Annotated in this window: 10 protein-coding genes and 1 tRNA gene; 5 read left to right on the forward strand and 6 right to left on the reverse strand. The window is 69.2% G+C overall.

What is annotated here, in order from left to right; translation table 11 throughout:
• The first annotated feature begins 366 nt into the window (after positions 1-366).
• The 3 genes from NVV32_RS11575 to NVV32_RS11585 all read left to right on the forward strand — a co-directional run bounded on the left by NVV32_RS11575 (position 367) and on the right by NVV32_RS11585 (position 4843).
• Complete coding sequence (locus NVV32_RS11575; RefSeq protein ID WP_422390258.1) at positions 367-2478, forward strand: TPM domain-containing protein; 2112 nt, start codon at positions 367-369, stop codon at positions 2476-2478.
• Between the two features lie 55 nt (positions 2479-2533).
• A complete protein-coding gene (locus NVV32_RS11580; protein ID WP_055768655.1) occupies positions 2534-3328 on the forward strand; it encodes a PspA/IM30 family protein in 795 nt (264 codons plus the stop codon).
• 114 nt (positions 3329-3442) lie between these two features.
• Entirely contained in the window at positions 3443-4843 is a 1401-nt protein-coding gene (locus tag NVV32_RS11585) for a cryptochrome/photolyase family protein (RefSeq protein ID WP_422390259.1), read from the forward strand.
• Positions 4844-5121: 278 nt separating this feature from the next.
• Here NVV32_RS11585 and NVV32_RS11590 read toward each other — a convergent pair.
• The 3 genes from NVV32_RS11590 to NVV32_RS11600 form a co-directional block, all read right to left on the reverse strand.
• Positions 5122-5195: transfer RNA gene (locus tag NVV32_RS11590), tRNA-Met, on the reverse strand.
• Positions 5196-5263: 68 nt separating this feature from the next.
• Positions 5264-8206: a UPF0182 family protein gene (locus NVV32_RS11595; protein WP_422392038.1), complete on the reverse strand. Its 2943-nt coding sequence runs from the start codon at positions 8204-8206 to the stop codon at positions 5264-5266.
• A 334-nt stretch (positions 8207-8540) separates the two neighbouring features.
• Entirely contained in the window at positions 8541-9635 is a 1095-nt protein-coding gene (locus tag NVV32_RS11600; protein ID WP_422390260.1) for a PDZ domain-containing protein, read from the reverse strand.
• 227 nt (positions 9636-9862) lie between these two features.
• Between NVV32_RS11600 and NVV32_RS11605 the strand changes: the two genes are divergently transcribed.
• Positions 9863-11473 (forward strand): zinc-dependent metalloprotease, encoded by a 1611-nt coding sequence (locus NVV32_RS11605; RefSeq protein WP_422390261.1) that lies wholly within the window; start codon positions 9863-9865, stop codon positions 11471-11473.
• 60 nt (positions 11474-11533) lie between these two features.
• On the opposite strand, the gene NVV32_RS11610 is transcribed toward NVV32_RS11605, so the two are convergent.
• Genes NVV32_RS11610 through nudC form a run of 3 tightly spaced genes read right to left on the reverse strand, consistent with a single transcriptional unit; the run spans position 11534 to position 15178 of the window.
• The gene (locus NVV32_RS11610; RefSeq protein WP_055768645.1) at positions 11534-12127 is read right to left on the reverse strand and encodes a M48 family metallopeptidase; all 594 of its coding nucleotides are present in this window, start codon (positions 12125-12127) and stop codon (positions 11534-11536) included.
• Positions 12114-14222 carry an ATP-dependent DNA helicase UvrD2 gene (locus NVV32_RS11615; protein WP_422390262.1) on the reverse strand — a complete coding sequence of 703 codons (2109 nt, stop codon included), beginning with the start codon at positions 14220-14222 and terminating at the stop codon, positions 12114-12116. Before NVV32_RS11615 ends, NVV32_RS11610 begins: the two co-directional genes overlap by 14 nt.
• Complete coding sequence (gene nudC / locus NVV32_RS11620) at positions 14222-15178, reverse strand: NAD(+) diphosphatase (protein WP_055768638.1); 957 nt, start codon at positions 15176-15178, stop codon at positions 14222-14224. The genes NVV32_RS11615 and nudC overlap by 1 nt, the downstream gene beginning before the upstream one ends.
• Positions 15179-15341: 163 nt before the next feature.
• Here nudC and NVV32_RS11625 point away from each other — a divergent pair, with 163 nt between their 5' ends.
• A complete protein-coding gene (locus NVV32_RS11625; RefSeq protein ID WP_422390263.1) occupies positions 15342-16853 on the forward strand; it encodes a phosphotransferase in 1512 nt (503 codons plus the stop codon).
• The last annotated feature ends 38 nt before the right edge of the window (positions 16854-16891 follow it).

Here is a 16891-nt window from a genome sequence, read left to right on the forward strand (position 1 = left end):
ATCCTCCGCTTTCGGGGGCGCGATCTTCGGACGGTCCACGGTGGGGCCGTCGTGCGTACCGGGCGGACGTGGACGACGAGGGGATGCACAGCGGGGAGACGGTGTCGGCAGGAGGGCGATCCGGTTGCTCCCCGGCCGGCACCCGCCCGGTCTGTGCTTCGCGGCAGGCCGCCGCGCTTTCGCTAGGGGCGCAGGAGTCATGGTGGACGCTCCCCTACCCCAACCATAGAATCGGAAGGACAGGGAGCCTCCGGCATCCGCCGACCCCAGTCCTGGGATCGGGTGCGGCCCGGGGGACGTGCTGAAGGGTCGAAAATGCGAATGTCGAGCAGGCGCATCTGCGTCTCTGCTGTCGTGGGAGCCGTCGTGGCCGTCCCACTGTTCACGAGCGCGGCGGCTTTCGCCGACGAGCCGCTCACCTTCTCCGCGGGCGACTACGTCGTCGACGCCGCGGGTGCCCTCTCGGACAGCGAAGAGGCCGACCTGGAGGCCGCGATCGAGGAGCTCCGCTCGCAGGAGGGCTTCACGGTGCGGGTCGCCTATGTCGACACCTTCGAGAATCCGTCGGATCCTCGCGACTGGGCGAGGGCAGTTGCCGAACGGAATGCTGATTCGGCGGATGAAGCTGTGCTGGCGGTAGCCGTGGGCGCGAGGGACGCCGGATTCGTCGCAGGGCAGCGGTCTGCCGTCTACACATCGACAACGGACATCTACGACAACGAGATTGTCCCCGAACTGAGCGAGAACGCCTGGAGCGAAGCCGGCCTCGCTGCAGTCCAGGGCACAGCCGAGGCCCTGTCGGGATCGGGCGGCACCGGGGGTGGCACCACCGATGGAGGCACCGGCGGTTCGTCATCGGGCACCGACGGCTCCTCCGGTGGCGGAGCCGCCGGCGGCCTCGTCCTCGTGGGCGGGCTCGTCGCCGTCGCCGGCGCAGGCGGCTACCTGCTGCTGAAGAACCGCAGCGGGAACAGCGCGCAGCGCAAGCGCGAGGAGTACGGCTACGGGCCGGTCCCGTCGGCGAGCGGTGAGCTCGTCGATCCCCTGGCCGGACTGAGCGTCGAGGACCTGCGGACCCGCGCGGGCAGCCTGCTCGTCGCGGCGGACGACGCCATCAAGTCGAGCGAGCAGGAGCTCGGTTTCGCGGAGGCCCAATACGGCGCCGAGGCGATCACCACCTTCTCGCAGGACATCGCGGCCGCGAAGCGCCATATGAGCGAATCCTTCAAGCTCCAGCAGCAGCTGGACGACCACATCCCCGACACCGAGCAGCAGCAGCGCGAGTGGCTCGGCGAGATCATCCGCCGCTGTGAGGACGTCAACTCCTCCCTGCAGGCGCACAAGGCCGATTTCGACGCCCTGCGCGAGCTCGAACGGAACGCGCCCGAGGCCCTGGCCGGCGCGGAATCCGCCGCAGAGCAGGCCCGCCGTCGCTTCAGCGCCGCGGAACAGAGTCTCAGGTCGCTGCAGGAGCGTTATCTTGACACCGCCACGAGCCAGGTGGCGGACAACATCGAGCAGGCCCGGGAGCGCCTCTCCTTCGTGGACAGCGCGGCGACCGAGGCGCAGTCGCGCATGGCGGCGGGTGACACCGGCCGCGCCGTCGTCGCCGTCCGTGCCGCCGAGGAGGCCGTCCACCAGAGCACCGTCCTGCTCGACGCGATCGACAAGCGGTCCGAGGAACTGGCCGCAGCCGAGCGCGAGCTCGAACGTGCCCTCCCCGAGACGGAGCAGGACCTCGCGCAGGCCCAGGCCATGGACCGGACGGGGCAGTACCGGGACCTCGCCGGGCCGATCGCCGCCGTGCAGTCCGCCGTCACCACCGTGCGGCAGGAGCGCCAGAGCGCGCGGAGCAATCCCCTGGCCCTGCTGCAGCGGCTCGAGGCGGCGCACGCGCAGCTCGACGCCGCTCTCGGTGGCGTCCGTGACCAGGCGGAGAATGCCCGGCGTGCGCAGGACTCGCTCCAGCACGCGATCATCGCTGCGCAGTCCAGCATCTCCGGTACCGCCGATTACATCCGGGCCCGACGCGGCGGCGTCGGCAGCGAGGCACGAACGCGCCTGGCCGAGGCGGAGCGGAACCTCGACCACGCCCTCGATCTGGAGCGGTCCGATCCCGTGACGGCCCTGTCCCACGCCCAGCAGGCCGCCACCCTCGCCGACCACGCGGCCCAGCTCGCCGAGCAGGACGTGGAGGGCTTCGGGCGCGGCGGCATGGGCATGAGTGGTATGCACGGCGGCCGTGGCGGGGACGGCATGGGCGGCGCGCTGCTCGGCGGCATCCTCCTCGGTTCCCTCCTCAACGGAGGGGGCTTCGGTGGAGGAGGATTCGGGGGCGGCGGCTTCGGCGGAGGCGACGGCGACGGCGGTGGCGGGTTCGACGGCGGCGGCGGCAGCTTCGGTGGAGGAGGGTTCGGCGGATTCGACGGCGGCGGCGGCGGTTTCGGCGACTTCGGCGGTGGAGGAGGGGACTTCTAGCCGCTCCCCCGCCTGCAGGGCATAGACCATCATGAAGAATCGAAAGGGAAAATCAATGGTAAAGCAGTCAATTTTCGGCAGGATCGCCCAGCTCACGCGAGCCAACATCAACTCGTTGCTCGATCAGGCGGAGGATCCGCAGAAGATGCTCGACCAGATGGTCCGTGACTACACCAACAGCATCGCCGAGGCCGAGAGCGCCGTCGCGCAGACGATCGGCAATCTCCGCATGATGCAGGACGACTACAACGAGGACGTCGAGAACGCGCGGAGCTGGGGCAACAAGGCCCTTGCCGCCTCACGCAAGGCGGACGAGTACCGCGGGACGGGCGACACCACCGACGCCCAGAAGTTCGACAATCTCGCCAAGGTCGCGATCCAGCGCCAGATGGCCGCCGAGAATGAGGCGAAGGGTGCCGAGCCGACCATCGCGTCCCAGACCGAGATCGTCGACAAGCTCAAGGACGGCCTCAACCAGATGAAGGGCAAGCTCGGTGAGCTGACCGTCAAGCGCGACCAGCTCATCGCGCGGGCCCGGACCGCCCAGGCGCAGCAGCAGGTGCACGACGCCGTGAAGAGCATCGACTTCATGGACCCCACCAGCGAGGTAGGCCGTTTCGAGGAGAAGATCCGGCGCGAGGAGGCCAAGGTCCGTGGACAGCAGGAGCTTACGTCGTCGAGCCTGGATGCGCAGTTCGAGAGCCTGGAGGACCTCGGCGAGCAGACGGAGATCGAGGCACGCCTGGCGGCATTGAAGTCAGGCTCGGGATCGCAGTCGGCGATCGGTCAGGGCACCGGCAGCGGTGCAGCCGACGGGACGCCGTCGACGACGGGCGAGACCACCTACTGATCGGTAGGAGCGCCGTGGCGACCGCGTAGCACAGGGGGATCATGGCCACGTGGCCATGATCCCCCTGTCGTCCGCCCTGTCCGGCGCGTCGGTGGCACGGTCTAGATTGAGGCCATGGCTGTGACACTGGTGTGGTTCCGCGACGATCTTCGTATTTCCGACAATCCCGCGCTGGTCGCGGCCGCGGACAGCGGGGACGACGTCGTCGCCTGCTACGTGCTCGACGAGGAGTCGGAGGGCATTCGTCCCCTCGGCGGTGCCTCCAGATGGTGGCTCCACCACTCCCTCTCGGCGCTGGGCGACTCCCTCGAACAGCTCGGTATCCCGCTGGTCCTCCGTCGCGGCGCCGCAGGTGACGTGATCCGCCGACTCGTGGAGGACAGCGGCGCCGACGCGGTGGTGTGGAACCGGCGGTACGGCCTGGCGGAGCGCACGGTCGACTCAGCCCTCAAGACGTCCCTGACCGACGATGGCGTCGACGCCACGAGCTACCAGGCGAACCTGATGTACGAACCGTGGGAGGTCACCTCGGGGTCGGGCCAGGCATACAAGGTCTTCACGCCCTTCTGGCGCGCCTGCCTCACCTTCAGGACCCCCCGCACACCGCTGGCAGCGCCCGATTCGCTCTCGTCGCCCGACGGACCCGGCCTGGACTCCGACGAGCTCCCCGCGTGGGGCCTCCTTCCCACCGGACCCGACTGGGCCCAGGGGCTCCGGGACACATGGACCCCCGGTGAGGCCGGCGCGCACGAGCGGCTCGACGACTTCCTCGACGGCGCTGCCCGTGGCTACAAGAACAGCCGGAACCTCCCGGCCGTCCACGGCACGAGCATGCTCTCCCCGCATCTGCGCTTCGGCGAAATCAGCCCCTTCGAGGTCTGGCACGCCGCCCAGGACCACAAGGACAGCTCAACGGCCGAGGACATCCGCGTCTTCGGATCGGAGCTCGGGTGGCGGGAATTCAGCTGGCAACTGCTGTACTTCAATCCCGAGCTCGCCACGGTGAACTACCGCCCCGAATTCGACGCCTTCACCTGGGAGAGCTCGACGCAGGCGGAGCTCGAGGCGTGGCAGCAGGGACGTACGGGGTACCCCCTGATCGATGCCGGAATGCGTCAGCTGTGGGAGATCGGCTGGATGCACAACCGTGTCCGCATGGCGACGGCATCGTTCCTCATCAAGAATCTGATGATCGACTGGCGGGTCGGCGAGAAGTTCTTCTGGGACTGCCTCGTCGACGCCGATGCTGCCAGCAACGCCGCGAGTTGGCAGTGGGTGGCCGGCTCCGGCGCCGACGCCAGCCCGTACTTCCGCATCTTCAACCCGGTGCTGCAGAGCAAGAAGTTCGACCCGAAGGGCGCCTACCTGGTGCGTTTCGTGCCGGAGCTTGCGGACGCCGACAACGTGCACGAACCATGGAAGGGCTCCGCGCCGGGATATCCCGCGCCGGTCGTGGACCTCAAGGAGAGCCGTGAACGCGCTCTCAGCGCGTACAAGGCGCTGTCGGACTCCTGAGGGCGGCGCAGGGCCACACAGGGCGGGGTGAGGGCGGCGCAGGGCGGGTGAGGACGCGCAGGGCGGCGCAGAGCCACCCAGGTCAGGGCGAGGACGCGCAGCACGCTGCCGGCACCATTCCGGGTCTGTCGGCGATGCGATGATCGAGGCCGACGATGCGACTGCGGCAGGCGGCCCAGGCGCCCCGACGCAAGCGCCGGTCGGCCGCTACCGCCTGACGTCTTCCCTGCACAGCAAGAAGTCCGGTCCACCCTCAGGTGGACCGGACTTCTTTTTCGTTGCGGGGACAGGATTTGAACCTGTGACCTCTGGGTTATGAGCCCAGCGAGCTACCGAACTGCTCCACCCCGCGGCGTGTAACTAACGTTACCGGCCGCGGGGCCAGGAGGCAAATCGAGCGGCTGCCCGGGCTCCTGAGGACTACTCGCCGGAGCCCGAAACCTGCGCTTCGGCATCGAGCGCGCGCTGCAGGGCATCCTGCAGACGGTCCTGGGCCTCACCGTAGGCGGCGAAGTCGCCGGATGCCAGTGCTGCGTTACCGTCCTGGATGGCCGTGTTCGCATCGTCGAGCGCCGTGCGGAGGTCCGCGGCCGGATCGCCGCTCGTCGCCGGCGGGGTGGCACCCGAGGTTGCTCCCGGCGTAGGAGCAGGGGTTGCACCCTCGTCCCCGCCTTCAGCGGGCGTCGCCGGATCCTCCGGCGTGGCTCCGACATTCTCCTCGTCACCGGTGGTCGCTCCCGAATTTCCGTCGAACACCTGGTCGAGGGCCTCGGCGAGTGTCGGTGCGAATCCGACGTCGTCGCCGAAGCTCACGAGGACGCGACGCAGGACCGGGAAGGAGGAACTGCCGGAGGACTGCACGTACACGGGCTGCACGTAGGCGATGCCGCCGCCGATCGGCAGCGTCAGCAGGTTCCCATTGATGACCTCGGAGGCGCCCTGCCGCAGCAGGTTCAGCTCCTGGGACACCGTGGTGTCCGAGTTGAACAGGTTCTGCGCCTGGCCCGGGCCCACCACGGAATCCTGGCCGGAGCTGTCGAGGAGCGTCAGGCGTCCGTAGTCCTCGCTCTTGACGCCGTCCTCGCCGGTTCCCGCATCACCGTTCGCGGCCAGGAACCCGTAGAGCACGTTCCTCGGGGTCTGCCCCGCCGGTACGAAGGGGATGAACGGCGTGGTGAGGGAGAACGCGGCCTGATCCTGGTTCGGCATCTGCAGCGTCAGGTAGAACGGCGGCTGGCGGTCGGTGAGCGCCGTCGATGTCTGACCGTCGGAGGTCTGGCCCGGATCACCCGGGACGTTCCACGCCTCGCTGTTGTTGTAGAAGGCGTCCGTGTCGGTCACGTGGTACCGGGCGAGCAGCTCGCGCTGCACCTTGAAGAGATCCTCCGGGTAGCGGACATGGGCCATCAGATCGGCCGACATCTCGCTGTACGGCTTCAACGACGAGGGGTACACGTTCTGCCACGACTTCAGCACGGGATCCTGGTCGTCCCAGGCGTACAGGTTGACGGAGCCGTCGTAGGCATCCACCGTCGCCTTGACGGCATTGCGGATGTAGTTGACGCGCTCGGCGGGCAGCGCGGTGGCGAGCCCTTCCGCGGTCTGCGAGTCCTGTGTCGCCGACTCCAGCTCCTGCTCGGTCGAGTAGGGGAAGCTCGCGCTCGTCGTGTAGCCGTCGATGATCCACTTCACGCGGCCGTCGACGATCGCCGGGTAGCTGTTGCCGTCCAGCGTCAGATACGGAGCCACCTTGCGCACGCGGTCCACGGGATCACGGTCGTAGAGGATCTGCGACGAGCCGTTGACCTGGTCCGAGAGCAGCAGGTCCGTGGACTGGAACTTCAGGGCGTAGACGAGACGGTTGAAGGCATTGCCCACATCGGGTCCACCCTCGCCGCTGAACGTCGTCCGGGACTCGTTGTCGGAGTTCTCGTTCTGGGGGCGGTCGATCTCCGCCGGTGCCTGGCCCTCCGGAGCGCCGACGACCGAGTACAGGGGCGAGTCCTCACCGAAGTAGATGCGGGGCTCGTACGTCGACTCGTCGCCGAGCACTCCCGTACTGGGGATACCCGACTGCAGGAAGGACGGACGGCCGTCGGGCTGGACGGTCGAACCGGCTGCCGCCACGACGCCGTAGCCGTGGGTGTAGAAGACGTGCTCGTTGACCCAGCCGTCAGGGACGCCGTTGGTGTCCAGTTCACGGACGGCGATGACGGTGTCCTGCACCTCGCCGTCGATCTCGTACCGGTCCACATTGAGGGTCTCGGGGAACTGGTAGTACTGGCGGAACTGCTGCAGCTGGCTGAAGGCGTCCGAGACGAGGTTCGGATCCAGGAGGCGGATGTTCGCCGTGGTCTCCCCGTCGTCGCCGAGCGCGCCGGCCTGCGGGACCGCCTCCGGCGTGTAGGGCTCCACCTCCACCTGGTCCAGCCCGTAGGCCTCCCGGGTGAGGTCGATGTTGCGGTCGATGAACTGGCTCTCGAGGCTGAGTTCGGACGGGCGCACCTGGAAGCGCTGCACGACTGCCGGGTAGACGCCGCCGGCGAGCAGCGCCGTGATGATCAGCATCGCCGTGCCGATGAGCGGGAGGCGCCAGCGGCCGACGAAGGCCGATGCCACGAAGAGGACCGCGACGATGATCGCGGCGACCGCGAGGATCGCCTTGGTCGGGATGACCGCATTGACGTCGGTGTAGAGCGCGCCGGCCCAGGTGCCCTGGTTCAGCAGGGTGTCGTAGCGGTCGAGCCAGTAGTTGACGCCCTGCAGGACGAGGAAGAGTGCAGCGACGACGGCGATCTGGACGCGGGCGGCCTTCGTGGTGAAGAGCCCCTTCTCCTCCAGGCGGATGCCGCCGTAGAGGTAGTGCGTGAGGATCGTCGCGATGGCACTGATGATGACCACACTGATCAGAAACCCGAGGACGAAGCTCAGGAACGGCAGGGTGAACATGTAGAAGGCGTAGTCCATGCCGAACTCGGGGTCCTGCTTGCCGAACGGCTCCTGGTTCACGAACAGCAGCACCTCCTGCCACTGCGAGGAGGCGGCCGTTCCGGCGAACGCTCCGAGGACCACAGGTATCCCGAGCATCAGCAGCCGGCGAATGGGCTCCAGCTGCGCCTGGTACCGGTTGAGATTGTCCTGGATGGCGCTGTCCGGAGCGTAGATCGGGCGGCTCCGGAACGCGATGCGGAGGCTGAAGAACACGGCTCCGGCCATGACGAGGAACGCGATGACGAAGAGGACGATCCTCGACAAGTTCTCCGTCACGAACACTTCGAGGAACCCGAGTTGCTGGTACCAGAGCACGTCGGCGTAGACCTGGGACAGGTAGACGAACGCGATCACGATCACCGCCACGACGATGATGGTCGGTATCAGCGGGCTGCGGCGCCGGCTCGTTGCTGCACTTGCTGGGCTCGGCCTACTGCCGAACGGACGGTCTGGTCCGGATGTCACATCTACCTCATCGTTAGCTGCTGCGGGTCACGACGACCGGTGTTCCACAACGCTCCCCCAGCCCGCGCACGGACAGAAGACAGCGCGCAGTCACGCCCTTCGTGTTTTCATTCTGCCCTGTCCACGATCAGGCGGACCAATTAGGTTCCCGCTGATCGCCCGAGGCGGAGGATCGTCATCGAACCGTGTCGTCGGAGGGCTTGAACCTGCAGCACCTGCCGTGGTGGCGACGGTCGCGACCTCAGCAGGATGGCAATCCGGACGCGTCGCCGCCGGAGCCCAACGTCTCGACGGCCCGCACGGCGTCGTCGAGTGTCTCCACCCTGACGACGGTGAGCCCGTCGGGGATGTGGCCGACCACGTCCCCGCAGTTGTCCGCCGGAGCGAGGAAGAACTCCGCGCCGCTGGACCGAGCTCCGACCAGCTTCTGCGCGATCCCCCCGATCGGGCCGACCGCTCCCGCGGAGTCGATGGTGCCGGTCCCCGCGAAGTGCCTGCCGCCGGTCAGGTCCCCTTCGGTGAGCGTGTCGATGATGCCGAGGGCGAACATCGTGCCGGCCGAGGGCCCACCCACGTTGTCGAGCTGGATCGTCACCTGGAACGGGAAGTCGAACGTCGACGACAGGACGATCCCGAGCTGGTAGCCGCCCGCCTCCGACTCCTTCGGCGTGACGGTGACCGTCCGTTCGGCTCCGTCCCGCACGATCGCCAGCTCGGCCGGAGCACCCCCTGCGTCGGCGAGGGTGGACCGCAGGACGTCGATGTCCTCGATCCGGCGACCGTCGACGCTGCGGAGGACGTCACCCGCCTGCAGGATCCCCCCGGATGCGGAGTCCTCGGCGAAGCCGGCGACGGACAGCTCCTCGGTGAAGTCGATGTCCTCGTGCGACAGCGCGGCGGCGATCGCGGACTCCTGCGACGACGTCATGGCCACCGCGTTCTGCTCCTGCACGTCCGAGGACGTGGTGCCCTCCGGATACACGAGCTGCTCGGGGACGACGTTCTCAGCCGGGTCGGCCCACGCACGGAGGGTGTCGAGCACGTTGACCTGCCCGTTGGGACCCCCGCTGACGAAGACGGTCGTGAGGTCGAGTTCACCCTCCGGCGGGAACGTCTCCCTGCCCTCCACCGTGATGAGCGGCTGGCCGTCGACCTCGCCGATGGTGTTGAACGTCGGGCCCGGCGCCTCGATGACGTAGGGCGCGGGGAGAAGGACGGCCGCCGCCGACAGGACCACGGCGAGCCCACCGGAAATGGCCATGGCGCGGAAGCGCGGATCCCTCGGGCGGGTCGGTTCCTCGGGGCTGTAGGACTCGAAGTGGACAGGCTGCGTCACTGCGCTTCTCTCTGTTGGCGTGCCGTGCTGCGGCGCTGCGCGCGCCCTTCCGGATTCCTCAGAATAGACGCTTGGACCGATACGGCTCGCGATCCGTGCGCCGACATCACCCGGCCACCACGACGCCGGGCCGGGTGCGGGGGCGTCTTTGCCCTCAGCGAACGACACACGGGGTGCGGGACACCGGCTGCCCGTGGCCGGTAGCGTGATCCTCACAGCCGGCGCGGATGGCACAGCCGTCCACGCCCGGACCCGCCAAGCTACTCCCAGGACCGGTGGTATCAGTGACCAACCCATCCAACCCCTCGAACGGCGACGACGACACGCCCCAGGACCCGTTGTCCGAGATGCTGTCGAAGATGTTCGGCGGTGGCGCCGGTGGGTTCGACCCGCAGGAGATCGCGAAGGCAGCCGGTCTGCCCTCCGACCCGGCGGCCATGGCGATGATGATGCAGCAGGTCCAGGCGATGTTCTCGACGCCCAGCGAAGGGCCCGTCAACTGGACCATGGCCCACGACCAGGCGCGACGGGTTGCCGCCTCCGACAACGATCCATCGGTCACGGCACTCCAGCGGCGCAGCGTCGACGAATCCCTGAAGCTGGCCGAGATGTGGCTCGATCCGGTCACCGACTTCCCGAGCACGGGTCAGCTCGGCCGCGCGTGGTCGCGCGCCGAATGGGTCGAGGCGACGATGACGACCTGGCGGCGGCTCACGGAGCCGGTCGCCACGAGCATTGCCAAGGCCCTGTCCGATGTGATCTCCGAGCAGCTGCCCGAGGAGATGAAGTCCATGATGGGGATGATGGGCGGGCCGGCGTCCATGCTGCAGAACGTCGGAGGTGCGATGTTCGGCATGCAACTGGGTCAGGCCGTCGGCGCACTGTCCAAGGACGTGGTCGGCTCCACCGACATCGGGGTCCCGCTGGCCGACGGCCGGATGGCGCTCCTCCCCGTGAACGTCGCGGCCTTCGGCGAGGGGCTCGACATCCCCGAACAGGAGGTGCAGCTCTTCCTGGCCGTGCGCGAGGCCGCACACGTCCGGCTGTTCACCCACATCCCCTGGCTGACCGGGCACCTGCTCGGCAGTATCGAGCGCTATGCCCGCGGCATCCATATCGACATGAACAAGATCGAGGAAGCCGCGCGGGACATCGACCCGACCAACCCGGAAAGTCTTCAGGGCGCTCTCTCGCAGGGAGTCTTCATGCCCGAGCGCACGCCGGAGCAGGACGCGGCGCTGGTGCGCCTCGAGACAACGCTCGCCCTGGTGGAGGGCTGGGTGGACGAGACGACGGCCGCCGCAGCGGCCAACCTGCCCTCGGCCGGGGCCCTGCGCGAGATGGTGCGCCGCCGCCGGGCGACAGGCGGACCAGCCGAGCACGCGTTCGCCTCCCTCGTCGGACTGGAACTGCGACCGCGGCGCCTGCGCGATGCGGCCGCCCTGTGGTCACTCCTCACGACCGAGCGCGGCATCGAGGGCCGTGACGCCCTGTGGCAGCACCCGGACCTCCTGCCCACTGCGGAGGACCTCGACGATCCCGCCGGTTTCTCCGAGCGCCGGAGACTGCTGGAGTCCTCCGATGCGGACGTCGACGCGGCCCTCGAGCGACTTCTCTCGGGTGGCTTCGAGCCCGCGGCGGAACCGTCCGACGACGGCGCCGCTGACCCGAGGGACGGCAGCGCCGATGCCCCCGCCAACGATCCCGGGAAGGCCGACGAGACGGGTGGGGGAACGGCCTCCGATGTCGTGCAGGAGCAGGACGAGACCCCCGGGGCCGGGAAGGAACCGGACGGCAGCCAGGACCCCGACTCCCACGGCGGCGGGACGAACCGCTGATCCGGACGCCGATCACGGCGTGGCGGGTCGGCCGCGTTCCTCACTCCTGACAGTCACTGCTCAGGAGTCGGCCATCGGTCCGGTCCCGCCGCCCGCATCCATCAGGTTGCGGTGCGCGGCGAAGGCTGCTCCGTCGAGGAAGGCCTTGGCCGTCTCCGTCCGGGGATAGGACGTCAGCAGGCGCCAGAAGGCCGGGCTGTGCGACGGCTCGATGAGGTGGGCCATCTCGTGCAGGATCACGTAGTCCACCACCCAGTCGGGCATCCCGTGCAGGCGATGCGAGAGGCGGATGGTTCGGTGCGCGGGAGTCGCCGAGGCCCACCGGGAGTTCTGGTTGGTGACCCAGCTGATCCGCGCCGGGACACCCCGTCCGTCGAGGAACCTGCGCGCCAGGTCCTCGGCACGCAGGAGGAGGTCGGGCACGGGGGCGTCGCTCTCGATCTGCGGCGCCGTCGGATACTTCTGCGCCATTCGCTCGACCATCCGCTTCACCCAGTGCTTCTCCTGGGAGGCGGAGAAATGGCCCGGGATCGAGACCCGGAGAACCCCGTCCCTGATGTCCGCGCTGACGGTCCGTCGTCTTCGGGCCGAGCGCACGACGACGACCGGCAGCGGCGCTGCGAGGTCCGGCCCGGCAGGGTCAGGACGCGTCACTGATGATCTCGAGGACGGCCTCGCCGTAGCGTTCCAGCTTCGACGATCCGATCCCCGCCAGCTCGCCCAGCTCGTCGAGTGTCTGTGGGCGCGCCTCGGCGATCGCGATGAGGGTCGCGTCGGTGAAGACGACGAAGGCCGGCACCTCCTTCTCCCGTGCCTCCTCCCGCCGCCAGGCCCTGAGCGCCTCGAACGTCTCCTCCTCGTAGCTCGCCGGGCACTCTGTACACCGCCCGATCTTCCGCTCGGCACCGGTGAGCAGCGGTCGCTTGCAGACCCTGCACACCGCTGGTGCGGAGGACTTGCGCGTCGACTTCGCTCGGGGCTGGCGAAAACTCGCCTGCCCGGCTGTCGCAGGGCGGAGCGCGTCGAGGAAGCGCGACGGCTTCCGGCTCGCCCGACCGCCCGGCGAACGGGAGGTGGACCAGGACAGCGCGACGTGGACCCGGGCGCGCGTGATGCCGACGTAGAGGAGGCGGCGTTCCTCGTCGACGGCTTCCTGCGTGTCCGCGAAGGAGATCGGCATGAGCCCTTCGCTCAGCCCGACGAGGAAGACGGCGTCCCACTCGAGCCCCTTGGCGGAGTGCAGCGAGGCGAGCGTCACACCCTGCACCGTCGGGGCGTGCTGGGCTGCGGCTCGCTCCTCGAGTTCGGCGACGAACGTCTGCAGGGTGAAGGACTCGGGCCCGCGCACCCGGTTGAGTTCGTCAGCCAGTCCGACCAGCGCGGCCAGCGACTCCCACTTCTCCCGGACGGCTCCGGAGTTCTGCGGCGCGACCGAGGTGTAGCCCAGAGACGCGAGCACGTCACGGACCTGCTGCGGGACGTCGTCGTCACCCTGGGTGCGGGCCGCCGCCCGCAGCTGCAGGAGGGCGTCACGGACCTCACGGCGCTGGAAGAACCGTTCTCCGCCGCGCAGCTGATAGCCGATGCCGGCACTCGCCAGGGCCTGCTCGTACGCCTCCGACTGGCCGTTGGTGCGGTAGAGGATCGCGATCTCGCTGGCCTTGACGCCCTGGTCGAGGAGGACGCCGATCCGCCTCGCGCACTCCGCGGCCTCCGCCTCGTCGTCACTGCACTCCGTGAACACCGGCTCGGGACCGGCAGGCCGTTGGGCGACGAGTTCGAGCGGAGCCGACCACGTGGTGTTGACGGCCCGGCGATCGGCCTCGCTGCTCCGTGCCGCCAGCAGCGTATTGGCGGCCCTGACCACCTGGGGGGTCGAGCGGTAGTCCCGGACGAGCCGGACCACCTGCGCACCCTCGTACCGCTTGGTGAAATCGAGCAGGTGCCGGGAGGTGGCGCCGGTGAAGGAGTAGATCGTCTGGCTCGCGTCACCCACGACGCACAGTTCGCGACGCTCGCCGAGCCACAGGTCGAGTAGTCGCTGCTGGAGCGGGGAGACGTCCTGGTACTCGTCCACCACGAAGTGCCGGTACTGGGCCCGTACCGTGGCGGCGACTTTCTCGTCCTCCTCCAGGATGGCGACGGTGGTGAGCAGGACGTCCTCGAAGTCGATGAGATTGCGGTCGATCTTCAGGTCCTCGTACGCAGAGAAGATGCGGGACACCGTGATCAGGTCCATCCCCGCGGGTTCCGCCCGGCCCGCCGCCGCGGCCGTGTAGGCGTCAGGCGTGAGCATGGACACCTTTGCCCACTCGATTTCCGCGGCGACGTCGCGGATCGCCGCGCGGTCCGTCGACAGGCGCAATCGCCGGGCCGATTCGGCGATGAGCTGTGCCTTATGGTCGACGAGGGCCGGCAGTGGCCCACCGACAGCCTGCGGCCAGAAGTACTGCAGCTGCCGGAGCGCCGCGGCGTGGAAGGTCCGTGCCTGGACTCCCCCGGCGCCGAGATCCCTCAGCCTGGTCCGCATCTCCGCCGCGGCCCGCGCGGTGAAGGTGACCGCGAGGACCTGCTGCGGCTTGTAGACCCCGGTGTGCACGCCGTAGGCGATGCGGTGGGTGATGGCCCGGGTCTTTCCCGTCCCCGCGCCGGCGAGGACGCACAGCGGACCGTTCAGCGTGCTGGCCACGGTCCGCTGTTCGTCGTCCAGTCCTTGGAGGATGCTGTCCTCGAGCAGCAGCTCGGACACTAGGGACGCGCCTCCGACGGCTCCTCGTCCAGCGGTCCGCCGTACCAGCGTTCGATCAGGGCACGCGCGATCGAGACACCACCCGCGACGGCGATGGTGCCGTCACGCACCTCCCTGAACAGCTGCTCCCTCGTGAACCAGCGGAGCGACCGCATCTCGTCACGGTCCGGTACGGCGTCGGTCGTGACCGCGCGCGCCGTGAAGCCGAGCATGAGCGACGCGGGGAAGGGCCAGGGCTGGGAGCCCAGGTACTCCGGCGACTGGATCTCGATACCGGACTCCTCCCCCACCTCCCGGATCACCGCGGCCTCGAGCGACTCCCCGGGCTCGACGAACCCGGCCAGTGTCGAGTACCGGTCCTCGGGCCAGGCGACAGCGGAGCCGAGGAGGAGGCGGTCGTCGTCGTCCACGACCGAGACGATGATCGCGGCATCGGTGCGCGGGTAGTGCTGGGATGAATCCTTCGGACACTGGCGCACCCATCCGCCGTCGCGGACGTCCGTGGGTTCGCCGCAGCGCGGGCAGTGGCTGTGCGTGGCATGCCAGTTGGCGATCGCCGCCGCCTCGACGAAGAGCCCCGCGTCACGGGCGTCCAGCGACGCGGCGATCTCCCGCAGCCCCAGCCACCCCTGCGTGGGGGAGATCACGGGGTCCTCCTCGGGCAGGACCGCGAGCACCACAGGCGCTCCGGCGTCCACCGCACCCTCGTTGATCCGGCCCAGATACACGACCAGCTCGGGCCGCTGCACGTCGGAGGGCGACAACAGCAGCAACGCGTCGGCGGTCACGGGGGCCTTGCCCCGGACGAGGGTCAGGACCCTGGTCTCCGGTGTCTCCCAGAGGCGATCCAGGAGGCCGTCGGCGACCCTCGCGACTCCGTCGCGATCGGAATCGGCGCGGGAGAGCGGGAGCGATCCGAGGGGAGGCAACACCAGGGTCCGGAGGGGTTCGGTCATGGTTCTACGGTACGTTCTCGCTCTCCCAAAACACATTCCGCGGGGGCCGGGTGGAGGAGTGGTCCGAACGGGAAGACGAGTAGTCCATCTGGCGACTCGCCGCGCCGGAACGGAGCGGGCGGAGGACGGACGACCTACGGTGGAACTTGTGAAACGGACACCCATGGAACTTGCTGCCATCGCCAGTGCCGCAGTGCCCGGCCTGGCCCCGACCGGCGTCGCAGGCGCACCGGATGATGCTGCGGACTTCGATTCCGCCCTCCTGGTCGACGATGCGGGCAAGCAGTGGCGGGTGAGGTCACCGAAACATGCCGAGGCAAGCATGCGCCTCGAGACGGAGTTGCAGGCTCTGCGGGCCTTCACCCCGGCCGTCAAGGCTGAACTTCCCTTCCTCATCCCGCACATGGCCGGGAGTGTCCGGCAGGGCGATCTCAGCACGTTCGTCTACTCGCACCTGGCCGGCAGCACACGCACGCTGGAAGCCCTGGCCGCCGGTGGCCGCCCGATGGCCGCGGAGCTCGGGCGGGTGATCGCCGCGATCCACGAACTGCCCAAGGACATGGTGCAGCGCGCCGACCTGCCGGGCTACGAGGCCGACGAGTACCGCCAGCGCAAGCTGAACGAACTGGATCAGGCCGCGACCACGGGCAAGATCCCTCCCGTCCTGCTGCGCCGCTGGGAACACGCGCTGGAGGACGTGGCGCTCTGGCGCTTCAGCCCGACCGTGATGCACGGCGATCTCCACGAGGACCACCTGCTCGTCTCGGCGGGCCGGGTGTCCGCCGTGACGGGATGGACCGACCTCTGCATCGGCGACCCGGCCGAGGACTTCGCCTGGCTGGCGGCGGCCGAGGACAGTACCTTCGTCGATGCCGTGCATGCCGCATACGGCGCGGCCCGCACCTCCGCCGTCGACCCCCACCTCTCCCGCAGGGCCGCGCTCGCGGCGGAGTTCGCGCTGGCACAGTGGCTGGTCCGCGGAGTCGCCCTTGACGATGGCGCGATGATCCACGAAGCCGAAGGCATGCTCGCCACGCTCGCAGCCGATGTGGAGTCGATCGAGCGCGAGCAGCACGAAGCTGCGGAGAGGGCACAGCGCGCCGAGGAGGAACGGCGCGAGTGGGGCGACGAACACGGCGACGACGCCGAGGACGAGCCCGCCGGGGACGATACTCCGGGTTCGACGGGCGGATCGTGGTCCTCCACCCCGCAGTCCGACCACCGGCCGGCTGCCGGCTCCACCGTGCGTCGGAACGTCGCTGACGGTTCGGACACAGCTGCAGAGGAGAGTTCGGGCACCGGTCCGACCGCTCCTCGGCCCGACCACGCGACAGAGGACCGTGACGACGCACCGTCCGGGCGTCGCGGCGGCGATGACTCGGAGCGCACCGGCAGTCACGCCTACGATCCCAGCGCGGCGTCCCGGCCCGCCAACCCGTCGACGGAGGGCGGCTCCCGCCCCGTGGACCATGGGTCGGATCACGGACGCGGGCACCGCGAGGCCGACACTCCGTCCGGGTCGTCGCTGGCGCACGCCCGTCTGGTCGCCGCCCGGCAACGCCCGGCAACCGGCGGTTCGTCCAAGGTGACCCTGCTCCGCGGCGGCGACACCTCTGCGGGCTCCCCCGACGACGTCGCCACGTCGACGCTGCCGATCGTCTCCTACGGACGCTGAGTCCGGGTCCGCTGGCCGTGGTGCGTGGCGCGCCCGGT

It is taken from the genome of Arthrobacter sp. N1, assembly GCF_048288285.1.
Taxonomy (GTDB): domain Bacteria; phylum Actinomycetota; class Actinomycetes; order Actinomycetales; family Micrococcaceae; genus Arthrobacter_D.